General features: G+C 38.0%; 31 protein-coding genes and 1 riboswitch. Of the genes, 26 read left to right on the forward strand and 5 right to left on the reverse strand.

What is annotated here, in order from left to right; all coding sequences use genetic code 11:
* Positions 1–458 precede the first annotated feature (458 nt).
* From ACOI1C_RS04600 to lysA, 12 genes are all read left to right on the forward strand, one after another.
* A complete protein-coding gene (locus tag ACOI1C_RS04600; RefSeq protein ID WP_422508446.1) occupies positions 459–1,628 on the forward strand; it encodes a D-alanyl-D-alanine carboxypeptidase family protein in 1,170 nt (389 codons plus the stop codon).
* A 108-nt stretch (positions 1,629–1,736) separates the two neighbouring features.
* Positions 1,737–2,087, forward strand: coding sequence for an anti-sigma F factor antagonist (gene spoIIAA / locus ACOI1C_RS04605; protein WP_422508448.1), 351 nt, complete (start codon positions 1,737–1,739; stop codon positions 2,085–2,087).
* A gap of 1 nt (position 2,088) precedes the next feature.
* Positions 2,089–2,529 (forward strand): anti-sigma F factor, encoded by a 441-nt coding sequence (gene spoIIAB / locus ACOI1C_RS04610; RefSeq protein WP_422508450.1) that lies wholly within the window; start codon positions 2,089–2,091, stop codon positions 2,527–2,529.
* Between the two features lie 13 nt (positions 2,530–2,542).
* Positions 2,543–3,301: an RNA polymerase sporulation sigma factor SigF gene (sigF, locus tag ACOI1C_RS04615; RefSeq protein WP_422508452.1), complete on the forward strand. Its 759-nt coding sequence runs from the start codon at positions 2,543–2,545 to the stop codon at positions 3,299–3,301.
* Between the two features lie 173 nt (positions 3,302–3,474).
* Positions 3,475–4,095 carry a stage V sporulation protein AA gene (locus tag ACOI1C_RS04620; RefSeq protein ID WP_422508454.1) on the forward strand — a complete coding sequence of 207 codons (621 nt, stop codon included), beginning with the start codon at positions 3,475–3,477 and terminating at the stop codon, positions 4,093–4,095.
* Positions 4,085–4,507 (forward strand): stage V sporulation protein AB, encoded by a 423-nt coding sequence (locus ACOI1C_RS04625; protein ID WP_422508456.1) that lies wholly within the window; start codon positions 4,085–4,087, stop codon positions 4,505–4,507. Before ACOI1C_RS04620 ends, ACOI1C_RS04625 begins: the two co-directional genes overlap by 11 nt.
* Before the next feature lie 15 nt (positions 4,508–4,522).
* Positions 4,523–4,984 (forward strand): stage V sporulation protein AC, encoded by a 462-nt coding sequence (gene spoVAC, locus ACOI1C_RS04630; RefSeq protein WP_422508458.1) that lies wholly within the window; start codon positions 4,523–4,525, stop codon positions 4,982–4,984.
* A 46-nt stretch (positions 4,985–5,030) separates the two neighbouring features.
* A complete protein-coding gene (spoVAD, locus tag ACOI1C_RS04635) occupies positions 5,031–6,059 on the forward strand; it encodes a stage V sporulation protein AD (protein WP_422508460.1) in 1,029 nt (342 codons plus the stop codon).
* Positions 6,059–6,409, forward strand: a complete 351-nt coding sequence (gene spoVAE / locus ACOI1C_RS04640) for a stage V sporulation protein AE (protein ID WP_422508462.1) — start codon at positions 6,059–6,061, stop codon at positions 6,407–6,409. The genes spoVAD and spoVAE overlap by 1 nt, the downstream gene beginning before the upstream one ends.
* Before the next feature lie 6 nt (positions 6,410–6,415).
* On the forward strand, positions 6,416–6,997 hold the full coding sequence (locus tag ACOI1C_RS04645; protein WP_422508464.1) for a stage V sporulation protein AE: 582 nt from the start codon (positions 6,416–6,418) through the stop codon (positions 6,995–6,997).
* Positions 6,978–8,450: a spore germination protein gene (locus ACOI1C_RS04650; protein ID WP_422508466.1), complete on the forward strand. Its 1,473-nt coding sequence runs from the start codon at positions 6,978–6,980 to the stop codon at positions 8,448–8,450. Before ACOI1C_RS04645 ends, ACOI1C_RS04650 begins: the two co-directional genes overlap by 20 nt.
* Before the next feature lie 136 nt (positions 8,451–8,586).
* Entirely contained in the window at positions 8,587–9,909 is a 1,323-nt protein-coding gene (gene lysA / locus ACOI1C_RS04655; RefSeq protein WP_422508468.1) for a diaminopimelate decarboxylase, read from the forward strand.
* Positions 9,910–10,020: 111 nt separating this feature from the next.
* On the opposite strand, the gene ACOI1C_RS04660 is transcribed toward lysA, so the two are convergent.
* Together ACOI1C_RS04660 and ACOI1C_RS04665 are read right to left on the reverse strand one after the other, a co-directional pair.
* Positions 10,021–10,890, reverse strand: coding sequence for a DUF1002 domain-containing protein (locus tag ACOI1C_RS04660; RefSeq protein WP_422508470.1), 870 nt, complete (start codon positions 10,888–10,890; stop codon positions 10,021–10,023).
* Between the two features lie 173 nt (positions 10,891–11,063).
* Positions 11,064–11,510, reverse strand: coding sequence for a peptidylprolyl isomerase (locus ACOI1C_RS04665; protein WP_422508472.1), 447 nt, complete (start codon positions 11,508–11,510; stop codon positions 11,064–11,066).
* A gap of 133 nt (positions 11,511–11,643) precedes the next feature.
* Between ACOI1C_RS04665 and ACOI1C_RS04670 the strand changes: the two genes are divergently transcribed.
* The 6 genes from ACOI1C_RS04670 (at position 11,644) to ACOI1C_RS04695 (ending at position 16,405) form a co-directional block, all read left to right on the forward strand.
* Positions 11,644–11,766, forward strand: coding sequence for a hypothetical protein (locus ACOI1C_RS04670; protein WP_422508474.1), 123 nt, complete (start codon positions 11,644–11,646; stop codon positions 11,764–11,766).
* 110 nt (positions 11,767–11,876) lie between these two features.
* A riboswitch (FMN riboswitch) is annotated at positions 11,877–12,025 on the forward strand.
* Between the two features lie 218 nt (positions 12,026–12,243).
* Entirely contained in the window at positions 12,244–13,338 is a 1,095-nt protein-coding gene (gene ribD / locus ACOI1C_RS04675; protein ID WP_422508476.1) for a bifunctional diaminohydroxyphosphoribosylaminopyrimidine deaminase/5-amino-6-(5-phosphoribosylamino)uracil reductase RibD, read from the forward strand.
* 4 nt (positions 13,339–13,342) lie between these two features.
* Entirely contained in the window at positions 13,343–13,993 is a 651-nt protein-coding gene (gene ribE, locus ACOI1C_RS04680) for a riboflavin synthase (protein WP_422508478.1), read from the forward strand.
* Between the two features lie 44 nt (positions 13,994–14,037).
* The gene (locus tag ACOI1C_RS04685) at positions 14,038–15,231 is read left to right on the forward strand and encodes a bifunctional 3,4-dihydroxy-2-butanone-4-phosphate synthase/GTP cyclohydrolase II (protein WP_422508480.1); all 1,194 of its coding nucleotides are present in this window, start codon (positions 14,038–14,040) and stop codon (positions 15,229–15,231) included.
* A 94-nt stretch (positions 15,232–15,325) separates the two neighbouring features.
* The gene (gene ribE / locus ACOI1C_RS04690) at positions 15,326–15,796 is read left to right on the forward strand and encodes a 6,7-dimethyl-8-ribityllumazine synthase (RefSeq protein ID WP_422508482.1); all 471 of its coding nucleotides are present in this window, start codon (positions 15,326–15,328) and stop codon (positions 15,794–15,796) included.
* 222 nt (positions 15,797–16,018) lie between these two features.
* Entirely contained in the window at positions 16,019–16,405 is a 387-nt protein-coding gene (locus ACOI1C_RS04695; RefSeq protein WP_422508484.1) for a GNAT family N-acetyltransferase, read from the forward strand.
* 51 nt (positions 16,406–16,456) lie between these two features.
* Here ACOI1C_RS04695 and ACOI1C_RS04700 read toward each other — a convergent pair whose 3' ends face one another.
* Both ACOI1C_RS04700 and ACOI1C_RS04705 read right to left on the reverse strand, forming a co-directional pair.
* Positions 16,457–16,984, reverse strand: coding sequence for a DUF309 domain-containing protein (locus ACOI1C_RS04700; protein ID WP_422508486.1), 528 nt, complete (start codon positions 16,982–16,984; stop codon positions 16,457–16,459).
* 79 nt (positions 16,985–17,063) lie between these two features.
* Positions 17,064–17,159, reverse strand: coding sequence for a YjcZ family sporulation protein (locus tag ACOI1C_RS04705; protein WP_422508488.1), 96 nt, complete (start codon positions 17,157–17,159; stop codon positions 17,064–17,066).
* Between the two features lie 191 nt (positions 17,160–17,350).
* Here ACOI1C_RS04705 and ACOI1C_RS04710 point away from each other — a divergent pair, with 191 nt between their 5' ends.
* The 5 genes from ACOI1C_RS04710 (at position 17,351) to ACOI1C_RS04730 (ending at position 20,890) form a co-directional block, all read left to right on the forward strand.
* Positions 17,351–18,106: a segregation/condensation protein A gene (locus ACOI1C_RS04710; RefSeq protein ID WP_422508490.1), complete on the forward strand. Its 756-nt coding sequence runs from the start codon at positions 17,351–17,353 to the stop codon at positions 18,104–18,106.
* A gap of 121 nt (positions 18,107–18,227) precedes the next feature.
* The gene (gene scpB / locus ACOI1C_RS04715; protein WP_422508492.1) at positions 18,228–18,818 is read left to right on the forward strand and encodes an SMC-Scp complex subunit ScpB; all 591 of its coding nucleotides are present in this window, start codon (positions 18,228–18,230) and stop codon (positions 18,816–18,818) included.
* A 44-nt stretch (positions 18,819–18,862) separates the two neighbouring features.
* Positions 18,863–19,279: a hypothetical protein gene (locus ACOI1C_RS04720; protein ID WP_422508494.1), complete on the forward strand. Its 417-nt coding sequence runs from the start codon at positions 18,863–18,865 to the stop codon at positions 19,277–19,279.
* 47 nt (positions 19,280–19,326) lie between these two features.
* Entirely contained in the window at positions 19,327–19,815 is a 489-nt protein-coding gene (locus ACOI1C_RS04725; protein WP_422508496.1) for a DUF3907 family protein, read from the forward strand.
* A gap of 187 nt (positions 19,816–20,002) precedes the next feature.
* Entirely contained in the window at positions 20,003–20,890 is an 888-nt protein-coding gene (locus ACOI1C_RS04730) for a superoxide dismutase (protein ID WP_422508498.1), read from the forward strand.
* A gap of 393 nt (positions 20,891–21,283) precedes the next feature.
* On the opposite strand, the gene ACOI1C_RS04735 is transcribed toward ACOI1C_RS04730, so the two are convergent.
* Positions 21,284–21,505 (reverse strand): helix-turn-helix domain-containing protein, encoded by a 222-nt coding sequence (locus ACOI1C_RS04735; protein ID WP_422508772.1) that lies wholly within the window; start codon positions 21,503–21,505, stop codon positions 21,284–21,286.
* A 306-nt stretch (positions 21,506–21,811) separates the two neighbouring features.
* Here ACOI1C_RS04735 and ACOI1C_RS04740 point away from each other — a divergent pair, with 306 nt between their 5' ends.
* Genes ACOI1C_RS04740 through ACOI1C_RS04750 form a run of 3 tightly spaced genes read left to right on the forward strand, consistent with a single transcriptional unit; the run spans position 21,812 to position 24,088 of the window.
* Positions 21,812–22,969: a serine hydrolase gene (locus ACOI1C_RS04740; protein WP_422508500.1), complete on the forward strand. Its 1,158-nt coding sequence runs from the start codon at positions 21,812–21,814 to the stop codon at positions 22,967–22,969.
* Positions 22,962–23,561 (forward strand): nucleoside recognition domain-containing protein, encoded by a 600-nt coding sequence (locus tag ACOI1C_RS04745; protein ID WP_422508502.1) that lies wholly within the window; start codon positions 22,962–22,964, stop codon positions 23,559–23,561. The genes ACOI1C_RS04740 and ACOI1C_RS04745 overlap by 8 nt, the downstream gene beginning before the upstream one ends.
* The gene (locus tag ACOI1C_RS04750) at positions 23,558–24,088 is read left to right on the forward strand and encodes a spore maturation protein (RefSeq protein ID WP_422508504.1); all 531 of its coding nucleotides are present in this window, start codon (positions 23,558–23,560) and stop codon (positions 24,086–24,088) included. Before ACOI1C_RS04745 ends, ACOI1C_RS04750 begins: the two co-directional genes overlap by 4 nt.
* Positions 24,089–24,119 lie beyond the last annotated feature (31 nt).

The raw sequence follows: 24,119 nt of genomic DNA on the forward strand, positions 1-24,119 counted from the left end.
AGGTTTGTCTTTTCAATACCTACTACAAAAACAACAATCTTTTAGAAAAGAGCCTACTTAAATAGTAAAACCGAGGATGAAGCAGATCCTCGGTTTTTTATGTGTGAACGATTTTTTAGTGTTGAAAATCGTTTTTTTGCAATTGATTTGCTTTTTTCCTTTTTGATTGTGCAATTTTCCGGGAACATACTCGGTTATTTGGGACAGAATGCTTTCATTGATTTATGTTCTAGCTAGGGGAAGTGTCAATAATAAAATATATCAGTGTTAAGCCAAATCCCCCCAAACATTGCTACATTTCCGCTAACCTTACCACCAACTAATTCTCTATTTTAAGTAGAATTCCCACTCTTTCTTTCAATCCACTTAACAAAAATTTTCCTCTATTTCCAAGAAGTTTGTATAAATGTCCTCAATATGGAAAATATGTAAGTTATAAAGAATGGAGGGATTTTGTAATGATTAAACAATCTTTACGTCGAATTGTATATATAACACTTGCTATATCATTGTTTCTGCCTACTTTAGCAATGGCTGAAGAATCACAAGTGAATTTAGCTGAAAGTGCAAAGTCTGCTATTTTAATTGAACGAGATACTGGAACAATTCTTTATGACAAAAATAGTGATGAGAAACTACCACCTGCAAGTATGACCAAGATTATGACGATGACTTTAATAATGGAGTCAATTGACAACGGTAGCTTAACTTTAGATGAAAAAGTTAGAACAAGTGAGTATGCTGCTTCCATGGGTGGATCTCAGATATTTCTTGAAGCAGGCGAGGAAATGACGGTAGAAGAAATGCTAAAAGGAATTGCCATTGCATCTGGAAATGACGCGTCAGTGGCTATGGCTGAGAGAATCGCAGGGTCTGAGGAAGCATTTGTAAAAATGATGAATCAGAAAGTAAAGGATCTCGGACTAAAAAACACAAACTTTGTTAATCCAACTGGGCTTCCGGCAGAGAATCATTATAGTACGGCTCACGACATGGCTCTAATGTCTAAGGAGCTTTTAAAATATGAATTAATTACAAAATTCACGAGTCTTTACGAAGACTATCTTCGTCAAGATACAGATAAGAAATTTTGGTTAGTCAATACAAATAAATTAGTAAAGTTTTACCCTGGTGTCGATGGTTTAAAAACAGGTTTTACAAGAGAGGCCATGTATTGTTTAACAGCCACAGCTAAAAAGGACAACATGCGTGTAGTTGCCGTAGTGATGGGTGCACCAACGCCTAAGGAACGAAACGCACAAGTTTCAAAGATGTTAGATTATGCATTTAGTCATTACAAAACACATCCTATGCTGGATCGATTGGCAATTGTGGGGAAAATCAAAATTAGCAAAGGTAGTAAGAAATTTGTTGATGTTGTAACTTCTGAAAGTATTTCTGTTTTAACGAAGAAGGGTGAAACAGTTGATGATGTTACTCAAGAAGTAGTGTTAAATGACAATGTTCAAGCGCCTGTAAAAAAGGGCGATGAAGTAGGTATGCTTCGATTAAAGAGAAGTGATAAAAGTATTGTCGAAAGTCCAATTGTCGCAGCTGAAGATATTGAGATGGCCAATTGGTGGCAGTTATTTAAACGAACGTTTGGGGCATTCACGAAGACTGCGTAGAAAGATGACTAATTTACACGAAAAAACACTAGTTTTGTCACCCAAGAAGGAATCCACCTTAGAAATAGAGAAATGACTCACTAGCTTAAGAATAAGGAGGAATAAGTAGTGAGTCTTTCTATCGACTTAGAAATAAAACATAGTGTACTCTTTATCCGACTTGCAGGTGAGCTGGATCACCATACGGCGGAGGAACTACGTTCAAAGGTCACAGTTTCATTAGAGAAGAATAAAATCAATCATATGGTGTTGAATCTAGAGCATTTAGCTTTTATGGATAGCTCTGGTCTTGGTGTTATTTTAGGCAGGTACAAACAAATCAAAAATAGTGGAGGAGAAATGGTGGTTTGTTCCATTTCACCTGCTGTTAAGCGTCTATTTGATATGTCAGGATTATTTAAAATTATCCGTCTTGTAGAAAGCGAACAATTTGCACTTGAGACATTGGGGGTGGCGTAGCATGAAAAATGAAATGCACCTTCAATTTTCAGCACTAAGTCAAAACGAGTCATTTGCACGGGTAACGGTGGCTTCTTTTATTGCTCAATTAGATCCAACAATGGATGAGCTTACTGAAATTAAAACCGTTGTTTCAGAGGCCGTTACGAATGCCATTATTCATGGATACGAAAACAATTCAGAGGGTATCGTCTATATTTCAGTCACTATGGATGATAGTACGGTTCACCTAATGATTCGAGACGAAGGAATGGGAATAGAGGATATTGAGGAAGCTAGGCAGCCATTATTTACAACAAAACCTGAGCTAGAACGTTCCGGAATGGGCTTTACAATCATGGAAAACTTTATGGATCATTGTGTGATCGAATCTAACGAATTAAAGGGTACTACCATCCGTCTAACTAAGCATCTAACGAAGAGCAAAGCGCTTTGTAATTAAGGGAGAACTGTATATGGATGTGGAGGTAAAAAAAGAGAAGATTGAGACGTACTTAAAGGATCATGAGGTAAAAGGGCTAATAAAACGCAGTCAAATGGGTGACCAAGCGGCTAGAGACTTAATCATTCAAAGAAACATGCGACTCGTTTGGTCGGTTGTCCAACGCTTCTTAAATAGAGGTTATGAACCGGATGATCTCTTTCAAATTGGCTGTATCGGTTTGTTGAAATCAGTTGATAAATTTGATTTATCGTATGATGTAAAATTCTCAACCTATGCAGTACCAATGATTATTGGAGAAATTCAGCGTTTTATTCGTGATGATGGAACCGTTAAAGTGAGTCGCTCTCTGAAAGAGATGGGAAATAAAATCCGAAAAGCAAAAGATGAGCTTTCAAAAGTACTTGGAAGAGTTCCTACCATTTCAGAAATTGCGGTTATGCTTGAAATTTCACCAGAAGACGTTGTGCTTGCACAAGAAGCAAGTCGGGCGCCATCCTCGATACATGAAACGGTGTATGAGAATGATGGGGATCCTATTACCTTACTCGACCAAATTGCCGATGACACAGAAACAGGTTGGTTTGATAAGATCGCTTTAAAAGAAGCCATTAGAGACTTAGATGAACGTGAACGACTTATTGTCTACTTACGTTATTATAAAGACCAAACCCAATCCGAGGTAGCCACCAGGCTCGGGATCTCTCAGGTTCAAGTATCAAGGCTTGAGAAAAAAATATTGCAACAAATGAAAGACCAAATGGGCGTTTAGCCTGTTTGGTCTTTTTTATCTTTAATGTACCCAATTCGAGAAGAATATGCTTCATGTGTTTATAAAAAAAATCAGTTTGGTAATTACTGGTGTTCAGATGAACAAAGAATTAGAGTGGAACGGAACATGCATACTACATCTACAAGGAAATTCTTGTGTAGGATGTGAGATTGATGGAAGAAAAATTATATTTACGTATGCGCCATAAAATTCAAGTTTTGCCAAATCATACCGTTTCCATTGGTGACCTTGCACAAATAATTTCTGGTGAAGAATTAAAGAAGAAAATTGAGAAAAAGATCGTCTACCATGTCAATATGAGTGATAAAAACATCGTTGTAATCGATGTCATGACGGTCATTGAACATATAAGATCGACAACCTCGGATATTGATATTCAAACGATGGGAGCTACACAGACAATTGTTGAAATTGAATATAAGAAACGGAATTTCTCGCCTATTTATTTTGTAGGTGTGTGGTTATTACTCTTTATAGGTGCTGCATTAGCCATTATGAATTTCCACGAAGACGTTAGTATGAGAGAAGTACATCAAAGAATTTACTACATTATTACGGGAGATATCGTTGAAAAGCCATTATTGCTTCAAATCCCCTATTCAATCGGACTTGGGCTTGGAATGATTCTATTTTTTAATCACCTTTTCAAAAAACGGATTAATGAAGAACCGAGTCCACTAGAAGTGGAGATGTTTAACTATCAACAAGATTTAGATCGATATGTCATGTTGAACGAAAATAAAGAAAGTACGAAAAAGATTCATGATCATTAAGCCCGTTATCGTCATGTTTATTGGTGTTGCAGGTGGGTTAGCTGTGGGAGCAGGGTTTGTAGCCTTTTTAACAGTCTTAGGATTAATACCTAGGTTAACTCAGTTAACAAAAACAACCTCGTTCATTCAGCCCTATGAATGGGGAATCGTACTTGGTTCCATAACTGGAGGGATTTTAAGCTTACGAGATTATAGCTTTGGAATCTCTCCTTATTGGCTAATACCCCTGGGTCTGTTTTGCGGTGTCTTTATCGGGATGCTTGCTGCAGCATTAACAGAGGTCTTGAACGTCTTGCCGATATTGTCAAAGCGAATAGGGGTATTTGAAAAAATCCTCATCCTTTTAATGGCGATTGTATTAGGGAAAGTATTTGGCTCAATTTTTCATTGGGTTTACTTCGTTGACTTATAGAAAGGAGTCATGTGCATGGCAATAGAATCAAAAATGAAAAAGGATTACTTGAATCAAATAAAGTCCTTTCAGCCTAAGACACCATATATTTCGAACTGCATCAAGGCCTTTTTAGTAGGTGGAGCTATTTGTGCATTTGGACAGGTTATTCAGAATTTTTTCATAAATGTATTCCATTTCACTGAGAAAACTGCGGGAAATCCAACGGTAGCGACTTTAATTCTTCTTTCCTCCATCCTCACAGGCATTGGAGTCTATGATAAACTTGGACAATTTGCCGGAGCGGGTTCTGCAGTCCCTGTTACTGGTTTTGCAAATGCATTGACAAGTGCTGCTTTAGAGCACCGAAGTGAAGGAATTGTACTAGGTGTTGCTTCCAATATGTTCAAGCTAGCAGGGAGCGTGATTGTGTTCGGTGTCGTAGCAGCCTACATTGTGGGAGTGATTCGCTACCTTCTAAAGCTTGTGTTTACTTAAAAAGATGCAATTGCTATTCATTTCGGTCTAAGTCAGGAGGATACACATGAAACGAACGAAACTAACTAGGAGCCAAACATGGGTATTTCAGAATAAGCTATATGTTCAGTCCGTCGGAACAGCAGTGGGCCCTAAAGAAGCAGAAGGCCCACTAGGGAAGTATTTTGATAAGACTCATACTGATTTGTATTGCATGCAAGATAATTGGGAATTAGCTGAGCGCCATCTAATGTCCCAATCCATTGAAGCATGTCTAGCTAAGGCCAATAAGACATCAAAAGACATTGACCTATTTTTAGCAGGAGACTTATTGAATCAAAATATTACCGCCAATTACGTAGCTAGGGAACAACAGATTCCTTTTTTGTGCCTGTTTGGTGCCTGTTCAACATCAATGGAAACAATAGCGGTAGGGTCGGCCCTAATTGATGGTGGATTTGCAAATACTATTTTAGCTGCGACTAGTAGCCATAATTGCACGGCAGAACGACAATTTCGAAATCCAACTGAATATGGAGGTCAAAAGCCTGATACGGCTACGTTTACGGTCACTGGAGCAGGAGCCATTTTTGTAAGTAAGGAGAAGAGCCCAATCCGAATCACAAGTGCAACAATTGGAAAAGTGGTTGATTACGGAGTGAAAAACCCTTTAGATATGGGAAGTGCTATGGCACCTGCTGCTGCTGACACAATTAGTCAGCATTTAAAAGATTTAAACCGGACCCCAGAGGATTATGACTTAATTGTGACGGGTGATTTATCGACTGTAGGGTCTCCGATTACAAGACAATTGCTCCTAGAGGAGAATATTGACATTTCTAGTGTTCATAATGATTGTGGATTAATGATTTTCAGCCCTGAACAGGATGTGTTTGCAGGTGGAAGTGGCTGTGCTTGTTCTGCAGTTGTGACATTTGCTTACCTACTGAATCACTTGAAAGAAAAAAAGTACAAACGGATTCTAGTTGTAGCAACGGGTGCGCTCTTGAGCCCAATCATGATCCAGCAGAAAGAAACCATTCCTACCATTGCTCACGGTGTAGTATTTGAATCTGTTCAAGAAGGTGAGTACTGATGGAGTATGTTATTGCCTTCGTTGTAGGTGGAATCATTTGTATGATTGGACAAGTATTATTAGACTTTGCAAAGTTAACACCCGCACATGTCATGAGCATATTTGTTGTCGCAGGAGCAGTATTTGATGGCTTTGGGTTATATGACAAGCTCATTGAGTTTGCAGGTGCAGGAGCGACGGTTCCGATTACTAGCTTTGGTCATTCATTATTGCATGGAGCGATGGAAAAGGCAGATGAACAAGGATTTATAGGTATAGGAATGGGGATTTTTGAGCTCACATCTGCTGGAATATCATCAGCAATTTTATTTGCTTTTCTTGTAGCATTAATTTTTAAGCCGAAAGGATAATTAGCAATGGAGAAAAAGAGGCAGGTTATTTTAGTTACGGACGGTGACGAATACGCGTTAAAGGCTGTTAAACTTGCTGCAAAGCGAGTAAGAGGACGGTGCATTTCGCAATCACAAGGGAATCCATCTTTACTAACTGGAAAAAGCCTCGTTAACCTAATCTTAAGAACTCCTAATGATCCTGTGTTTGTCTTATTTGATGATTGTGGCTACATAGGGGAAGGGGCCGGAGAACGAGCACTACTATATGTTGCGAAACATGAAAAAATAGACGTTTTAGGAGTCATTGCAGTTGCCTCGAACTCTCACCAAGTAGAATGGGCTAAAGTGGATGTTTGTATTGATCGGTTTGGAGAATTAACAGAGTTTGGCATTGATAAATATGGACTACAAGAACTAGAAGTTGGAAGAATAAATGGTGATACAGTGTATTGCTTAGATCAACTAGATGTACCAGTTATTATAGGCATCGGAGATATTGGAAAAATGGCAGGCAGAGATGATTTGAGAGTAGGGTGTCCTATTACAATGAAGGCTGTGGAGATTATTCTAGAAAGAAGTGGATATCATGACCGAAGAAACGAGTAAAAAGAAACCGATCTCTCCAAGTCTTGCAGAAAACGAACAATTTTTAAAGGATCGAGTAGGATTTGGAACTAGCTTTGATGTAGGTATTCGCAAGTTTAAGATATTAAAAACGAATGTTTACCTACTATTTACAAATGGGTTATGTGACACCCAATTCATCACGACTATATTGAGAGAAGTGGTCAATCTCAATGAAAAAGAAGAAGCTAAAGGAAATGCAATAGAAATTATTCAAAACAGGATTAATCATCAACAGGTTTCCACTGTTAGAAACCTAGATGAAGTAGTGGATCAAGTTTTATCTGGCTTGGTTGTTTTTCTTATTGAAGGCGAAGAAAAAGGAATTGCTGTTGATGTAAGAAGCTACCCAGGAAGGTCTCCCCAAGAGCCTGACACTGAAAAGGTTATCCGAGGATCAAGAGACGGATTTACTGAGAACATCATTGTAAATACTGCCCTAATAAGAAGACGAATACGTGATGAACGATTAAGACACGAAATCATGCAAGTCGGTGAGCGTTCCAAGACTGATATTTGTATCGCGTATCTAGAAGATGTAGCAGACCCTGGGTTAGTTGAAAAAATAAAAAAAGAATTGAAAGCTATAGAAACAGATGGATTAACAATGGCTGATAAGACAATAGAAGAGTATATCGTAAAACAAGGATTTAATCCTTATCCACTAGTTCGTTATACGGAAAGACCAGATGTTGCAGCTTCACATTTACTTGAAGGACATGTATTAATTTTGGTAGATACGTCTCCAAGTGTAATTATTACACCCACCACAATGTTTCATCATGTTCAACATGCTGAGGAGTATCGCCAGGCCCCAGCAGTAGGGACATTTGTAAGATGGGTTCGTTTCCTTGGAATAGCGGCTTCTTTATTCCTATTACCCATATGGTTTTTATTCGTATTAGAGCCCCATTTATTACCAGAGGCTTTGAGCTTTATTGGCCCAAGTGAAGAAACCAATATACCAGTCGTTTTACAAATTTTTCTAGCAGACATTGGGATTGAGTTCTTAAGGATGGCTGCCATTCATACCCCAACCCCATTATCAACAGCAATGGGTCTAATAGCAGCAGCTTTAATTGGACAAATTGCAATCGATGTCGGTCTCTTTGTTCCAGAGGTTATTCTTTATGTTGCTGTTTCATCAATCGGTACTTTCGCAACACCAAGCTATGAATTAAGTATAGCTAATAAAATGGCCAGGCTCCTTATTCTCATATTAGTCGCTATTTTCCATGTGCCAGGCCTCATTGTGGGGTCTACATTATATATATTATTCTTAGCTAGCATTAAATCGCTTAATACCCCCTATTTATGGCCGTTTATTCCATTTGACCCGATCGGTTTCCTTAAAATTGTCATCAGGTCAAGTGTCCCGGGATCAAAACTTCGCCCGAGTATTGTTAATCCCCAAAATAGGAAAAGATCATCTTAGTGAGTATTGCAAGGGGAGAGTAACTGTGATAAAGTTTTTCTATTGAAATAAAGTGAAATGAATGTTGACAGTTAATAGCAGCCAAGCTATTAACTATTTTTTTAGAGTAATTTAAAATAGGGACGAGGCGAGGACAATGTTTTTACATGGAACGAGTACAGTTAATGAACTAGGGCATTTAGAAATTGGTGGAGTAGATACAATTACTCTTTCAAAAGAATATGGAACACCTTTATATGTTTATGATGTTGCTTTAATTAAGCAGCGTGCTCGTGGGTTCCGCAAAACGTTTGAAGAGCTGAATATTAAAGCACAGGTTGCTTATGCAAGTAAGGCTTTCTCATCTATCGCAATTTTTCAGCTTATAGAAGAAGAAGGTCTTAGTTTAGACGTTGTTTCAGGCGGTGAACTATATACTGCGATTGCGGCGGGGTTTCCAGTGGAACGCATTCATTTTCACGGGAATAATAAAAGTCCTTATGAAATTGAAATGGCGTTGAATGCGGGGATAGGGTGTTTTGTCGTGGATAATTTCTACGAATTAAACCTACTTGAAGAAATGTGCCGCGAGCTAAAAAAAAGGGCTAAAATACTTATCCGTGTGACCCCAGGTATTGAGGCACACACACATGATTATATTTTAACAGGACAAGAGGATTCTAAGTTTGGTTTCGATCTCCTAAGTGGCCAAGCTGATGAAGCGATAAAAATCATTAAAACCTTTGAACACATTGAATTGTTAGGTGTTCATTCTCATATAGGATCTCAAATATTCGAAACAACTGGCTTCATCATGGCTGCAGAAAAGCTATTTGAAAAAATGAAGTCCTGGAAACATAAGCTCCAATATGTGCCTAAAGTTGTTAATTTAGGAGGGGGATTTGGCATTCGTTACACGGCTGAAGATGACCCGATTCCAGTTTCTCAATATGTAATAGAGATAGTAGAAACGATCAAGGTGAAGGTTAAAGAATTAGAGATTGATATGCCTGAAATTTGGATTGAACCAGGCAGATCACTCGTAGGAGATGCTGGAACTACTTTATACACGATAGGGTCAAGAAAAGAAGTACCGAATGTGCGCCAATATGTAGCTGTTGACGGTGGAATGAGTGATAACATTCGTCCAGCCTTATATGAAGCTAAATACGAAGCAGTTTTGGCAAACCGAGTGAACGATGATCATGAAGAGGTTGTGTCCATTGCGGGTAAGTGCTGTGAATCAGGTGATATGCTCATTTGGGATATATCGCTTCCTAAAAGCTCTTCTGACGATGTACTAGCTGTTTTTTGTACGGGTGCTTATGGTTATTCGATGGCAAGTAATTACAATCGTATTCCAAGACCACCGGTTTTATTTGTGGAAGATGGCAATGTTGAGTTGGTTGTAAAGAGGGAAAGCTATGAGGATTTAATAAAATTAGATGTTCCACTTAAGCAAATGATACAACAAAAATAAGAGCCACTCCCACTCCCCGCTTGAATGTACCATTCAAGTGGGGAGTGGGAGAAGCCTATTCGTGGCAGGGAACCCAACACCTCTAAGTAATCTTACTAAAATAAAATAGACTTAACTAAATAATGACTTAATTGCATCGATTAGGCTAACGAAAAAATCTTGAAGCTTCGTTAGAAAGCCTTGTCCTTCTTCTGATTGTAGGAAGGTTGTAAGCTTTTCTTTGGCGATGTTTAATTGTTCACCAACCTGATTCCAGTCGATGTTTAGTTCTTTCATTTTATTGAAAAGGGCAATCAGGTTAGTAATATCTTCTTCAGATAGAGTAATGCCTAACTCAGTTGCGGCTGCTTCAATAATTGCGCGAAGATCCGCATCGGTTTGTGGTGTGTTTTTTGCCATTTCTTCTTTAATGCGCGCCATTAGAGCAGATGCTTCTTCTGGTCCAATTTTTTCACCAAGTTGTGCTGTTTTGATCATTTCTTCGTTTGCAACTTTTTTTACATCCTCTGAAATGACTTGATCGGATGATAGCTCATACGCTTTGATTAAACCCGTTAATGCTGCCGTTCCTGAAACTTTATAGGGAGCAGTAACATAAATAGTTGCATCTTTTACGCCAGCTGTAATAAGAGCATTTGTGTACATATCATCCGTTATAAAGGTAATATTATCAGTAGTCTCAACCTTTAACCCGCTTTCAGCTTCAGTAATCGTAATGATCGAAGACGAAATTGCCTTTGACCCGATTTGAGCCTTCGGAATAAATTCACCTAGATATTTATGCTCATCTTCATTTGCTACAGTAATTATTTGTGCATCTTCAGGTGCATTCATTTCGGTTAAAATGGATTTCTTCTGTTCTTCTGTTAAGCTTTCTCCTAAAGTGACAATCCGATCCCCAACAGTTGCATCTGCTAGTGCTTGAATGGGAAGAAGTAATAAAGTGAACAATGCTAAAACGAATGAAAATTGCTTTTTCAAGGAAATCTCTCCTTTCAACTAATAATGCCAATTTTATATACACCAAATTGATAGAATATAAACCATAATTTACTATACCATAAAAAGATTTGAAGATGTCCTAGTATTTGGTAAGGTAAATAAAGATCCTTACTAGATAAATAGTAAGGACTCTTGTTGTTTTTAAAGAATGATTAAGCGTCAAAAACTTCGACTTTCTCCATGGTGTCTCCATTTTTCATTGCTTTAGCTGTTTCAAGACCAGAAGTAACTTTTCCGAAAACAGTATGTACTCCATTTAAATGAGATTGAGGCTCATGAACGACGAAAAATTGGCTTCCACCTGTGTCTTTTCCAGCATGTGCCATTGAAAGACTTCCTGCTTCATGCTTATGAGGATTTCCTACTGTTTCACAATTAATCGAGTAGCCAGGTCCGCCTGAACCAGTTCCAGTAGGATCGCCGCCTTGACTGACAAATCCAGGAATAACTCTGTGAAATGTTACGCCATTGTAGAATCCTTCGTTAGCCAGCTTCTCAAAGTTAGAAACAGTGTTTGGTGCTTCATTTGGATACAATTCAAACTCAATTTTCTCTCCATTTTGCATTAAGAAATATCCTTTTTTCGACAATTGAAACATCTCCTTTTAGATAGCTATTCATAACCAACTTACATCATAACATTTTTATGAAAAAATCAAAAATTGTAAGGGTGAATTAAACGGTTGTTGCACAAACTACTTTAGGAATGAATCAAAAAGGAGTGAAACTCAAATGGTAAAACGAAATGAAAAAGCATCCAAAGAAGTAGATCAAAAAGCGCTAGTGAACGAAAAGGCAAGTAAAGAAAACGAACATATTCGTCAAGTAGGTCCAACAGGGGTTGCCAATCAGTAAAAAAGCCTTTTAAGGGCTTTTTTTTTTGCTACGAATTCAAATGAATCTCCAAACTAGACAATAAACCTTCGTTCTATGGTATAATGGAAAAAAATTAATAATGCTTACTATTATTCCTTCGGGGCAGGGTGTAATTCCCTACCGGCGGTGATGGATCCGAAGTGATTCAAAGCCCGTGAGCCTTTTTAGTTCACTCTAAAATCGCTGATTTGGTGTGATTCCAAAGCCGACAGTATAGTCTGGATGGGAGAAGGATGTATGAGCACAATGAAATAGGCTGTTCTTTTTTAAAAAAAGAACAAATTCTGTCCGTATGTCCAAATTTCCATATTAAAACTGGGAATTCGGTGTTTATTTGTCTACTTCTAAAAGTGGCGATTCAAACGGATTCGGAGTGTCCTTGTTTTATTCGTGTAATGCATATCTCCCCTTAGGACTTCTTTCCTAAGGGGTTTTTAGTTAAAAAGGGGTTTTCATATGACCGATATAGAATACATGAATCTAGCTTTAGTGCTCGCAAAAAGCGTGAAAGGGCAAACGAGTCCTAATCCCCCAGTAGGTTCAGTCGTTGTGAAGAATGGGCGAATTGTTGGAATGGGTGCTCATTTAAAAGCTGGGGAAGCACACGCAGAAGCACAAGCGATTAAAATGGCGGGAACGTTAACAGAAGGTGCCACTGTTTATGTAACGTTGGAACCTTGTAGTCATTTTGGTAAAACGCCCCCTTGTGCGGATCTATTAATCGAAAGCAAGGTAAGCCGTGTCTTGATTGCTACAACTGATCCTAATCCACTAGTAGCTGGAGGTGGGGTTGTCAAATTACGAAATGCCGGAATTGAAGTAGAGATTGGACTTTTACAATCAGAAGCAGATGACCTATATGAAATGTTCTTTCATTACATCACAACGAAAACACCATATGTAACCTTAAAGACAGCTGTAACACTTGATGGGAAAACAGCTTCTAGGACAGGGAGTAGTCGATGGATTACGGGTGTTAAAGCAAGAGAGGATGTTCACCGATACCGTCAGTCCCATGATGCTATTTTAGTGGGAGTAAATACAGTTATTCAGGATAACCCGAGCTTAACTACACGTTTACCTAACGGTGGCATACACCCTATACGAATTGTTTTAGACCATAAGTTAAGAACACCGCTCCATTCGAAGATAGTTAATGACAATTTATCGGAAACATGGATTGTGATAAGTTCTTCTGCTACAAAAGCTAAACAAGCTCCTTTTCTTTCAAAAGGAATAAAGTTAATTCAGTTTGAAGAGGAAACCATTCAAATTCAAGACGTGTTGAGTAAGCTAGGTGAACTTGGTATTACGTCCCTTTTGGTTGAAGGTGGTTCCGAGGTTAACGGCAGCTTTTTGAAAGAGAATGCCTTTAATCAAGTGATTACCTATATCGCTCCAAAGTTAATAGGTGGAAGACTTGCTCCAGGTTTTATTGGTGGGGAAGGGATTGCTAGTATGAATGAAGCAACACAACTTACATTTAAATCTATGGAACAACTAGGTGAAGATATAAAAATTATTGCAATTCCAGTCGTTAAAAAGAGGTGATTGTTTGTTCACAGGAATTATAGAAGAAATCGGCACTGTCAATCGAATGGTTCAGCAAGGTGAAGCCATTGAACTAACGATTCAAGCAAGCACAGTAATAGAAGATGTCAAACTTGGTGACAGTATTGCGATTAACGGTGTCTGCCTAACCGTCACCTCATTTACTAACAATAAGTTTTCCTTAGATGTTATGCCTGAAACTGTTCGTGCAACTTCGCTACAATCCTTGCGGGTAGGTTCAAAAGTTAATTTGGAGCGTGCCATGGCGGCAAAAGGACGATTTGGCGGTCACTTCGTATCTGGTCATGTTGACGGTGTTGGGACAATTATGAAAAAAACAAGAGTTTCCAATGCAGTATACTTTGAAATCGATTTACCAGAAGCATTAAGAAAGTATATCTTACTTAAGGGCTCAATCTGTGTGGATGGAACAAGCTTAACCGTTTTTGGTACGACAGAAAAAACCTTTACAATATCACTTATTCCACACACTTCTTCAGAAACCATCCTAGGCAACAAGGATGCTGGAGATATCGTAAATCTTGAATGTGATATGCTCGCGAAATATATTGAGCAATTCGTTATGATTAGAGAAAAAGAAACAAAGTCAACAAGTCTCTCGGAGAATTTCTTAAGAGAAAATGGATACATGTAATGAACTTGTATGGCTGAGAAGTATGAAAAAGGGATGGTGTATAGATGTTTGATCGAATAGAGGAAGCCATATATGAGCTAATGCAAGGAAACATCGTAATCGTATGTGATGATGAGGACCGAGAAAATGAAGGGGACTTTATCGCCTTAGCTGATAAGACAACCCCTGAGGTCATTAATTTCATGATTAAGCACGGTAGAGGGCTCGTCTGTGCTCCTATTACGGAAGCAACAGCTAGACGATTGGAATTAGTACCGATGGTAAGTCGGAATACCGACCCTCATGGAACGGCATTTACGGTTAGTGTGGACTATAAGACAACTACAACTGGAATTAGCGCTCATGAAAGATCTGAGACAATACGAAGACTTATTGACCTACATGCAAAAGCGGGAGATTTCAAGCGACCTGGGCACATCTTTCCTTTAGTTGCAAAAGATGGCGGTGTACTTAGAAGAGCAGGTCATACGGAAGCAGCTGTTGACTTAGCGAGATTATGTGGATCTGAGCCAGCAGGTGTTATTTGTGAGATTATTAATGAAGATGGAACAATGGCACGAGTGCCTGATTTAAGGAAAATAGCAGACGAATTTGACCTTAAGATGGTGACGATTAAAGACCTAATTTCATACAGACGAAAAAAAGAAAAGCTAATCAATCGGGAAATAGATATTAAGCTACCGAGTGAATTCGGCGAATTCCGAGCAATTGGCTATTCAAACGTGATCGACAATCAAGAACATGTTGCATTAGTTAAAGGTGAGATTACTGAGGATGATACCGTACTTGTTCGCGTTCATTCTGAATGTTTAACAGGGGATGTATTTGGTTCATATCGTTGTGATTGTGGTCCACAATTACATGCGGCCCTTGCTCAGATTGAAAAAGAAGGAAAGGGCGTACTTTTATACATGCGCCAGGAAGGGAGAGGTATTGGGCTTTTAAACAAAATGAGAGCATATAAGCTTCAAGAAGAAGGTTATGATACCGTTGAAGCGAATGAAAAGCTTGGTTTTGCACCTGATTTGAGAGATTATGGGATCGGTGCACAAATTTTAAAGGACTTAGGAATTACAAAAATGAACTTATTAACAAATAATCCTAGGAAAATAGCAGGGTTAAAGGGCTATGGACTAGAAGTAATAGATAGAGTAGCCATACAAGTGCCGTCGAAGAAAGAAAATGAAAGCTATTTAAAGACAAAGCATGAAAAACTGGGGCATATGCTTCATTTTTAAGAAATCTTGGATATTGCGTTACTAGAAAGGATTTTGTATGATAACAACATACATCATTCGACAATTCACATTTTAAGGGGATGAAACATAGATTATGGGTAAAGTGTTTGAAGGACATTTAATTGGAACAGGACTTAAGGTTGGGATTGTCGTTGGGCGATTCAATGAATTTATTACAGGTAAGCTTCTTGGTGGTGCCGAGGATGCTCTTAGAAGACATGGTTTGGATGCAGAAGATGTAGATATAGCTTGGGTACCAGGTGCTTTTGAAATTCCGTTAATTGCTAAAAAAATGGTTGAGACAAACAAGTATGATGCAGTGATCACACTTGGAACTGTCATTCGTGGTTCTACACCACATTTTGACTATGTGTGTAGCGAAGTATCTAAGGGTGTGGCTTCGATTACAATGCAATCGGGTGTTCCGGTAATCTTTGGAGTATTGACTACAGATACAATAGAGCAAGCCGTAGAGCGTGCAGGAACAAAAGCTGGAAACAAAGGCTGGGAGGCAGCTGTTTCTGCAATTGAAATGGCTAATCTAACTCGTTCTTTTCAATCTTAATGAATAAATACGTTCATTTAAAGTTATACTAGGATATTAAGGATGTTTTATTTTAATAATCAATTATCTTATATAAAAAAGTAATGTTTTTATACTTCTTATATTTTATTTAAGAGTTTTCTCTGATTGGTTCTTAGTCTAGTTCCAGTGGCCAAAAGAATGAATACACTGTGCTTTTCTAAACTGACGTTGGAAAGTTATTTCGGGTAATGAGGGGTTACTATGTTAATTCGATACAAGAAAACTTTTGAAAAAATTGCGATGGGTCTTCTTTCGTTTATGCCAACAGAGAAGGATTTAAAGAAACTGCAGCAATCAATGAAGCAATATGAAATTGACGAAAATTGGCAATTATTTCTCTGGAAAGACGACGACATTATCGGAATAATAGGAGTTTTCAATAAGGACGATAGCAATATTGAAATCCACCACATTTGTGTTAATCCATCTCATAGGCATCAAGGGATTGGTAAGAAGATGGTGAAAGCAGTAAAAGAAGCAATGCTTGATAAGAATATTATTGCTACAGAGCAAACGGCTTCATTCTTCGAGAAATGCGATCAATCTTTAGAGAATTGTGATGAAAATATAGATAAGACAGATAAATAGACTAACAAGTAAAGGCTGCCCTTATAAAGGCAGCCTTTTTAGTATCATAACTCATTTGTTTGATATTCGATTCTTAAGTAAACTTTGTCTAAGACGCTCTGCAATTACTTCATTTCTGTCCCGTAATGTATGCTTATTTATCAAATAATCGTTAGCTAGGTTACTAGCAGTTCCCCAAATGAATCCCCTGTCTTGGCAACCTTTATGGCATTCTATCAACAAATTCTCATCTTGAATCGGTAGAAATAGGCTTGAGTAGGGTTGTTGATTTAGTATCTCGTTAACTCTGGATTGTATGATTACCAACAGATCCTCGTAGTCTAGGCCAAGCTCAATAACAGCTTTCTTTTCTTCTCTCAAAATTAAAGAAGCATTCTGCATCATACGTAAGGCACCCTTATAGTTTCCTCTTCTTTGATGATAGAGTGAAACGGCTATCTGGATAAAGGCAACCCAATATTTTTTACGATTCCCTGTTTCATCCTCTTTCCAATATTCCTCTAGAACCTCATGACATTCAAAGTAATCACGATCACCGTGAAAATGAACTAAATAATCTATGTAAGCTTGTGGATACATACGATCACCCTTACTTTTTATTCTTTAAGTGTATCATAAAACAAGTGTCTAGCAGAAAGCTAGACACACATGATGTTGCTTAATACCAAGAAGCACCTACGATAATTAATAAAATAAATAATACTACGATTAAAACAAATCCACCACTATTGTTGTTGTTACAAGTTTCACTCATGTTGTTTTCCTCCTTTAATTTTCCTGATTACATAGATAGCATATGCAGGCAACTAAAAACTCGTATAGGCATCTGTCTACTCTAATGAAATTTTAACGCCCTTTTATTGAAATATTTACTTACAAAAAATCTATTGGACTAGACTAGGATATCGACTATACTTAGGATAGTTTAGAAGTATAGATGGTGGGATGATTGTGCAATACAATGTAAAACTAGATGCGTTTGAAGGTCCTTTAGACCTGCTGTTGCATTTGATAAATAGATATGAAGTGGATATATATGAAGTACCTATGGCTGAGTTAACTGAGCAGTATTTATTATACATTTATGCGATGCAGGAATTACAGCTCGATAATGCGAGTGAGTATTTAGTAATGGCAGCAACGCTATTAGAAATAAAAAGTAAAATGCTTCTCCCTAAGCATGAGGAAGAGTTATTTGATGATGACCTAGAGTATGAAATCGACGAGGATCCTCGTGATGAGCTAATGAAGAGGCTTATTGAATATCGCAAATACAAGGAAGCAGCCCAAGATTTTAAGCAATTAGAAGAGGATCGGGGCCAAATGTTTACAAGAGCTCCAAGTGATTTAAGCGAGTTCAATACAGATGTACCAGAAAAAGTTGAATTAGATGTCAACCTTTACGATATGCTGGGTGCATTCCAAAAACTACTACGTCGGAAAAAGCTCCAAAAGCCCCTGCAGACTAAAATTACAAGGCAAGAGATACCGATTGACGTCAGGATGGATCAAATCTTAGAGGAGTTAGTCTCCCTGCTACCGAATGAGAGAAGGAACTTTATGGATCTTTTCCCATATGAAGATAAAGATCATATTGTGGTTACTTTTTTAGCATTACTTGAATTAATGAAAACGAACACGATCCTACTGGAACAAGAAGACAATTTCTCGGATATCTTTCTTTCGCTCCGACCTAGTTAAAGACAAACGGATGGATATGGAGAAGTATATTTGGTGGATAGTGGACATAGCACAAAGCTAAAACCGAACTAAAACAAGAAACTATGCCTTCGTTACAGAATGGAAGGAGAAGAATAAAGTAATGAATATTCATAATTGGAAAGCAATTATTGAAGGACTGCTTTTTGCAGCTGGAGATGAAGGGCTAACGAGTAAACAGTTTTGTTCTGTTCTCGAATTACATGCCCAGACTGTTGATGATATTATTAATGAAATGAAGTTGGATTATGAATCAGAGAGTAGAGGGATACGAATCATTGAAATTGCAGGGGTCTATCAGCTAGCGACGAAGAAAGAGCATGCTCCATACTTTAAAAAAATAATGGAGACCCCAATGAATAACACCTTGTCTCAGGCAGCCCTAGAAACATTAGCCATTGTTGCCTATAAGCAGCCTATTACTCGAGCTGAAATTGAAGATATTCGCGGAGTGAAGACAGAACGTCCGATCCAAACGCTGGTGACTAAAACAATTATTAAAGAAGTGGGCAGAGTTGAAGGGACAGGAAGGGCAATACTTTACGGTACAACAAAAGAGTTTTTAGATTATTTTGGATTAAAATCTATAGAAGAGCTTCCTAAGCTTCCAGAAAATACATCTGAAGAATCGGTTCAAGAAGAAGCTGATTTATTTTTCGAGAAATTTGTTGAAGCATTTGAGGATCTACCTTAGACGTATGGTACTATGAAAGAAAGAAAAGATAGAAGGGTGAGAGTATGCAAATTATAGAATGTATTGGTCATGAGCTTGAAAAAGAACAGCCTAATACCTCTGAAGATTTTTTTAATCGATCTGTTGTAAGGTTTGTGGAAGATGGTGTTGAAAAAACGTTTCACCTTTTGTACATTAGATATTTTGATGAAATGTTTACTCAGTTTACACCATTTAAGCAGGATCCTATCTTCAAGTTCGGTGAGAAAGAAATATTTTTTCGGGATATAGTAGGAATTGTTTGTTTGATCAAAAATCCTGCTTTTCGTGATCGGAAACGGGCATATATTAATAACCAAAGAGAATTTGAACAATATTTTTCTGGGATTAATTATGAAATGCTTCAGGAGCTAGTACAGCAAGTTACTCAAAATGGAAGCTATGATTTATCATCACCACTTTTACTCATTGAACAGCCGTAGAAACTCATACATAATACAGATAAGGTGTGAATGGGAGGAACAAGGAAATGGGAAATGATATCGTCCACAGTCAAATAGAACAAGTTGAACAATTCCTAAAGGATACAGTCGTTCTTGTGTCTGATTTTTTAAATGAGACAACAATCTCATCCTTGAAAAATGAGGGTTCGCTAGAGCAAGAAAAGTATTATAAATTACTTTTATCTGGGCTTAGAAAACTCGTGGTTAATTGTGAAGAAGGACTTGATGCCTGTCAGGTTGTCTTGCTGAACAACTCATTCTTAAAACCAGTTGCTGAGAAAACGCTTTATAGAATTTACCATCAATGTATAGAAGAGTTCTTCTCACCAAAGAGTGATGTTTGGGCTGAGAATAGTCGTGCTGCTTATACTGGGAAAAATGCCATCACCTTTTCTGAGAAAGCTCCTGAATCAATCCAGCTACTATTTTCAAAGCTGGAAGGGAAATTCCAAGGAATTCGAGAAGAGCTTGAATACTATGAAACAGATTATCGAACAAAGATGCTGCAATCGTAAAAGGGATGGCCTACAAGCCATCCCTTTTTGCATACTTATATTTCTTTAAAGAATTCGTCGGATAATAAAGTAGGGTGATTTCAACTTTGATCTATAATGACTGAAACACTTAAGCGTGTTAGATAGGCACTCTTTCTTAAGAAACGAATAGGATAGTGAGGACGCTCGTCAACTTAGGAGGGATTGAATGGAACAGAGAATGTATTTTTCGTATTTGGAAGAAGTGAATAATTGGGCAAGGAAAATGGAGCAAATAGTAATTGTGCACAGACAGGAGAAAAGTTTGAATGAAGAAATTTTAAATTTACTAGTTAGGTTGGAAGAGGTAAGAGAGAATCAGCCTATAACAGTGGAAGGTATTGAAGAAATTCAACAAATGACAGAAAAAATTTCTAATGAGGCCAAAATAGTATCATGTGAAATTGAAAGTAGAAAAAGTCCGAATCGTAGAGTTCCTATCGGAGAACATGTCTTGCCTCCATTACCCTACTCATATAATGCTCTAGAACCATATATATCAGAGGAAATCATGAAGCTACATCATGATACGCACCATAAAAGCTACGTGGATGGCTTGAACAAAGCAGAGAAAATGTTAGAAAAGGCGCGAACAACGAATAACTATGATTTATTAAAGCATTGGGAAAGAGAAGCTGCATTCCATGGATCGGGTCATTACTTGCATACGATTTTCTGGTTTATCATGAAGCCAAATGGTGGTGGAACACCAATAGGTGGTTTATTGCGTCAAATTCAAAAGGATTTTGGAAGCTTTGAACAATTTAAGGAACACTTCACAGAAGCTGCAAAGAAAGTGGAAGGTGTGGGGTGGGCCATACTTGTATGGGCACCAAGATCACACCGGTTAGAAATTTTGCAAACTGAAAAGCATCAACTCATGACACAATGGGATACAATTCCGATACTTGTTTTAGATGTTTGGGAGCATGCCTATTACCTTCAGTATAAAGCTGACAAAGATACGTATATTGAAAAATGGTGGAATGTCGTGAACTGGGATGAAGTTGAAATGAGATTTGATGAGGCCTCGAAACTAAAATGGGTGTCTTATTAAATTTGAAGGTGGGGCGCGACTTGAGTCGCGTTTTTTTTTTTTTCTTAGACGGTAAAAACAACGCAGTACCTTGGTTTATTGTTAAACACAATGGTTGTTGATTTCCACTCCAGGATGCACCATTCCCCGGGGCGGGCGGTGAGCCTCCTTAAGCGCAAAGGAATGGAAGGCTTTCACTACCGTGAAAAAGCCTAGGTCTCACCTGTCCCGCTGCTCTTAGCAAGGAGTTCGAGCATATCCGTTCCAATCAACTTTTTTGTAGTTAGTAGGATTTTCTTATTGTTATTAACACCTTCTAAACGATCACTAAACCAATAATTGTGTTAGTTTGACCGTCTAAGTTTTTTTTACAAGAAATTTTATGGTGAAATGCTATAACATAAGAATATAAGTCTAAAAACTAAAAAATAAATGATTGTATAAATGTTTTACCTTCAAACTAATTAACCTTTCTCCTTTATAAACCTTATATATAGTTGATGATCTAATAGCTTTCGCCTTTCCATTTTTCAAAATAGAGAGTTTCGCCATTATAATCCCTACTCTTTCGGATAGTTCTGTTATACTCATTTTTCTTTTCGCGAACAACGCATCAATATTGATTAGAATCGCCATGTTTTCAAACTCAGACCTTAAAAGAGGGTGTTCAAAAAGTCCGGCAAAAATAGCTTCAAATTTCTTCGTCAGCTCGTCTCTCCGCTCCTCACGTATACAAAACATACGCGCAGGTAGCTCAAGACTTCGCTTCCTCGAACTTCTTTGCTCTTTTTGTCCTCCTTTTTGAACAGACTCTAAAAGCATTTTTAGATTTTATATCTATGGCTCATATTCTTTTGCTAGTAAAAATCAATTTTCAATCATAAGCGTGATTGTCCCGCATAAACTTGTACAAAACATGGAAAAGAAGCGGGGGGACACAGAATGAGGATCCGAATATCTCTCATATACATATTGCTATTGTCTTTTTTTATTTCGATCATACCAGTAAACAATGCTAGTGCAGCACCTGGAGTTAGTGCTAGGAGTGCTGTTTTAATAGAGCAAGAGTCGGGTAGAGTTCTATTTGGTAAAAATGAGCATGAAGTGAGGAAAATTGCGAGTATTACAAAAATTATGACGGCTATATTGGCTGTTGAGTCTGAAAAATTAAATGAAACGGTAATAGTAAGTAAGAATGCTGAAGGAACAGAAGGCTCATCCCTTTATTTAGTTGGTGGGGAGAAAATCAAGCTTGAAGACTTGGTCTATGGGCTTATGCTCAGGTCTGGAAATGACGCAGCGGTTGCGATTTCAGAGCATGTAGGAGGAAGTCTAGACGGCTTTGTCTATATGATGAATCAAAAAGCAGAACAAATTGGAATGAAAAACACTCTTTTCACAAACCCTCATGGCTTAGATACTCACAATACTCATCTTTCAACTGCCTATGATATGGCCATTTTGACTAGATACGCCATGCAAAATGAAACATATCAAAAGATTTCAGGTACGAAAGTCTACCGTGCTCCTCATCCTGATGGAAAGTGGGATCGGGTTTGGAAAAATAAAAACAAATTAGTAACAGGGCTTTATGCTCATTCAACAGGTGGAAAAACAGGGTACACGAAGCTTGCGAAGCGAACATTAGTGTCCACTGCATCTAAGGATGGAATGGATTTAATTGCTGTCACCTTAAATGCTCCAGGCGATTGGAACGATCATATTGGTATGTTTGACTTTGCCTATAATCAATTTGACCTTGTAAAAGTACTAGGAAAAGGAACCATTTCTAAAATGGAGGACCCTTTCTATAAAGACAAGGTATATTATAACCATGATTTTCTCTATCCTTTGCTTGAAAAGGAAGAGGAAAAGATCCGTGTCAAAATAAATTTAGTGAAAGCCGATCAATCTAAGTGGAAATCACCAGAAGATGTTCCTGTACCAGTTGGGAAGGCGTTCATCTATATGAATGATGAAAAAATTGGAGAACAATCTGTTTTCTTTGATACAACTAGTATTTCACCTCCAAAAAAATCCTTACTTGAACTATTCAAAAGCTTGTTTTTCACCTTTCTAGGTATGGAAATCTATGGTTAATATCATATGGATGCTTCTGACAGTAATAGGCATCATATTTGCAATGATAAACGGCACGATGGAACAAGTAAACGAAGCTGTGTTTAGTGGTGCAAAAGAGGCAGTTACTATTTGTATAGGATTAATAAGTGTCCTTGTTTTTTGGCTAGGGCTCATGCGAATTGCACAAAATGCTGGGTTACTAGAAATTTTGGCAAAAGCTTTTCAACCCATTGTTCGGCGACTTTTCCCAGAGGTTCCAGTAAAGCACCCTGCGATGGGTTATATGCTCTCGAACATGATCGCCAACATGTTTGGTCTGGGCAACGCTGCGACCCCAATGGGAATTAAGGCTATGGAGCAGTTGAAAGAATTAAATGGGGGAAAGGATACGGCTAGTCGATCGATGATTACATTCCTGGCCATTAACACAGCAAGTTTAACCATAGTTCCGACAACTGTGATCGCTATTCGGATGCAATATGACTCAGCTAGCCCAACTGAAATAGTAGGCACTACATTTATTACAACTTTGATATCGGCAATAGGTGCCGTTCTCATCGACCGATATTATTATCACAGAAGAGTAAGAAGAGAGGGGAATCGAAAATGAGTCTATTGTCAACGATCTCTCTTTGGTTTATCCCTCTACTAATAGGGTTTGTCTTAGTCTATGGAACCATAAAAAAGGTACCAACCTACGAAAGCTTTGTCGAGGGTGGGAAAGAGGGAATAACAATCGCATTTTCCATTATTCCATACTTGGTAGGTATGCTCGTTTCCATCTCTATCTTTCGTGCATCAGGGGCCATGGAGTCATTCACCAACCTAATCAAACCATTTTTTTTAATGATTGGAGTTCCAGTCGAAATTGTTCCGTTATCCTTAATTCGTCCCATCTCTGGAACGGCAGCTCTCGGGATGACTAGCGATCTGATTGCCACATATGGACCCGATTCTTTTATCGGGAGATTAGCATCTGTTCTACAGGGGAGTACAGACACAACGTTTTATGTATTAACTGTTTATTTTGGTGCAGTTGGGATCAAAAAAATGGGGGATGCCCTAAAGATTGGACTGCTAGCTGACGTTTTCGGAATTATAGTTGCAATAGTTATGGTTTCCATTGTATTTGGGTAAAAGCTCGTATTCTTACCGAGCTTTTTTTTGT

This window comes from Bacillus sp. DJP31, from assembly GCF_049310945.1.
Lineage (GTDB): Bacteria > Bacillota > Bacilli > Bacillales > SA4 > Bacillus_BS.

What these genes read in the sequence shown, in the direction of transcription:
- ribE (WP_422508482.1), top strand. Translation starts at nt 15,326, where the DNA reads ATGGGTAAAGTGTTTGAAGGACATTTAATTGGAACAGGACTTAAGGTT.
- ACOI1C_RS04750 (WP_422508504.1), top strand. Translation starts at nt 23,558, where the DNA reads ATGAGTCTATTGTCAACGATCTCTCTTTGGTTTATCCCTCTACTAATA.
- ACOI1C_RS04710 (WP_422508490.1), top strand. Translation starts at nt 17,351, where the DNA reads ATGATTGTGCAATACAATGTAAAACTAGATGCGTTTGAAGGTCCTTTA.
- ACOI1C_RS04665 (WP_422508472.1), bottom strand. Translation starts at nt 11,510, where the DNA reads ATGTTTCAATTGTCGAAAAAAGGATATTTCTTAATGCAAAATGGAGAG.
- ACOI1C_RS04670 (WP_422508474.1), top strand. Translation starts at nt 11,644, where the DNA reads ATGGTAAAACGAAATGAAAAAGCATCCAAAGAAGTAGATCAAAAAGCG.
- ACOI1C_RS04600 (WP_422508446.1), top strand. Translation starts at nt 459, where the DNA reads ATGATTAAACAATCTTTACGTCGAATTGTATATATAACACTTGCTATA.
- ACOI1C_RS04740 (WP_422508500.1), top strand. Translation starts at nt 21,812, where the DNA reads ATGAGGATCCGAATATCTCTCATATACATATTGCTATTGTCTTTTTTT.
- ACOI1C_RS04620 (WP_422508454.1), top strand. Translation starts at nt 3,475, where the DNA reads ATGGAAGAAAAATTATATTTACGTATGCGCCATAAAATTCAAGTTTTG.
- ACOI1C_RS04685 (WP_422508480.1), top strand. Translation starts at nt 14,038, where the DNA reads ATGTTTGATCGAATAGAGGAAGCCATATATGAGCTAATGCAAGGAAAC.
- lysA (WP_422508468.1), top strand. Translation starts at nt 8,587, where the DNA reads ATGTTTTTACATGGAACGAGTACAGTTAATGAACTAGGGCATTTAGAA.
- ACOI1C_RS04625 (WP_422508456.1), top strand. Translation starts at nt 4,085, where the DNA reads ATGATCATTAAGCCCGTTATCGTCATGTTTATTGGTGTTGCAGGTGGG.
- ACOI1C_RS04650 (WP_422508466.1), top strand. Translation starts at nt 6,978, where the DNA reads ATGACCGAAGAAACGAGTAAAAAGAAACCGATCTCTCCAAGTCTTGCA.
- scpB (WP_422508492.1), top strand. Translation starts at nt 18,228, where the DNA reads ATGAATATTCATAATTGGAAAGCAATTATTGAAGGACTGCTTTTTGCA.
- ACOI1C_RS04745 (WP_422508502.1), top strand. Translation starts at nt 22,962, where the DNA reads ATGGTTAATATCATATGGATGCTTCTGACAGTAATAGGCATCATATTT.
- spoIIAB (WP_422508450.1), top strand. Translation starts at nt 2,089, where the DNA reads ATGAAAAATGAAATGCACCTTCAATTTTCAGCACTAAGTCAAAACGAG.
- spoVAC (WP_422508458.1), top strand. Translation starts at nt 4,523, where the DNA reads ATGGCAATAGAATCAAAAATGAAAAAGGATTACTTGAATCAAATAAAG.
- ACOI1C_RS04735 (WP_422508772.1), bottom strand. Translation starts at nt 21,505, where the DNA reads ATGGCGATTCTAATCAATATTGATGCGTTGTTCGCGAAAAGAAAAATG.
- ACOI1C_RS04695 (WP_422508484.1), top strand. Translation starts at nt 16,019, where the DNA reads ATGTTAATTCGATACAAGAAAACTTTTGAAAAAATTGCGATGGGTCTT.
- ACOI1C_RS04720 (WP_422508494.1), top strand. Translation starts at nt 18,863, where the DNA reads ATGCAAATTATAGAATGTATTGGTCATGAGCTTGAAAAAGAACAGCCT.
- ACOI1C_RS04705 (WP_422508488.1), bottom strand. Translation starts at nt 17,159, where the DNA reads ATGAGTGAAACTTGTAACAACAACAATAGTGGTGGATTTGTTTTAATC.
- spoVAD (WP_422508460.1), top strand. Translation starts at nt 5,031, where the DNA reads ATGAAACGAACGAAACTAACTAGGAGCCAAACATGGGTATTTCAGAAT.
- ribD (WP_422508476.1), top strand. Translation starts at nt 12,244, where the DNA reads ATGACCGATATAGAATACATGAATCTAGCTTTAGTGCTCGCAAAAAGC.
- spoVAE (WP_422508462.1), top strand. Translation starts at nt 6,059, where the DNA reads ATGGAGTATGTTATTGCCTTCGTTGTAGGTGGAATCATTTGTATGATT.
- ACOI1C_RS04700 (WP_422508486.1), bottom strand. Translation starts at nt 16,984, where the DNA reads ATGTATCCACAAGCTTACATAGATTATTTAGTTCATTTTCACGGTGAT.
- ACOI1C_RS04730 (WP_422508498.1), top strand. Translation starts at nt 20,003, where the DNA reads ATGGAACAGAGAATGTATTTTTCGTATTTGGAAGAAGTGAATAATTGG.
- ACOI1C_RS04725 (WP_422508496.1), top strand. Translation starts at nt 19,327, where the DNA reads ATGGGAAATGATATCGTCCACAGTCAAATAGAACAAGTTGAACAATTC.
- ACOI1C_RS04645 (WP_422508464.1), top strand. Translation starts at nt 6,416, where the DNA reads ATGGAGAAAAAGAGGCAGGTTATTTTAGTTACGGACGGTGACGAATAC.
- sigF (WP_422508452.1), top strand. Translation starts at nt 2,543, where the DNA reads ATGGATGTGGAGGTAAAAAAAGAGAAGATTGAGACGTACTTAAAGGAT.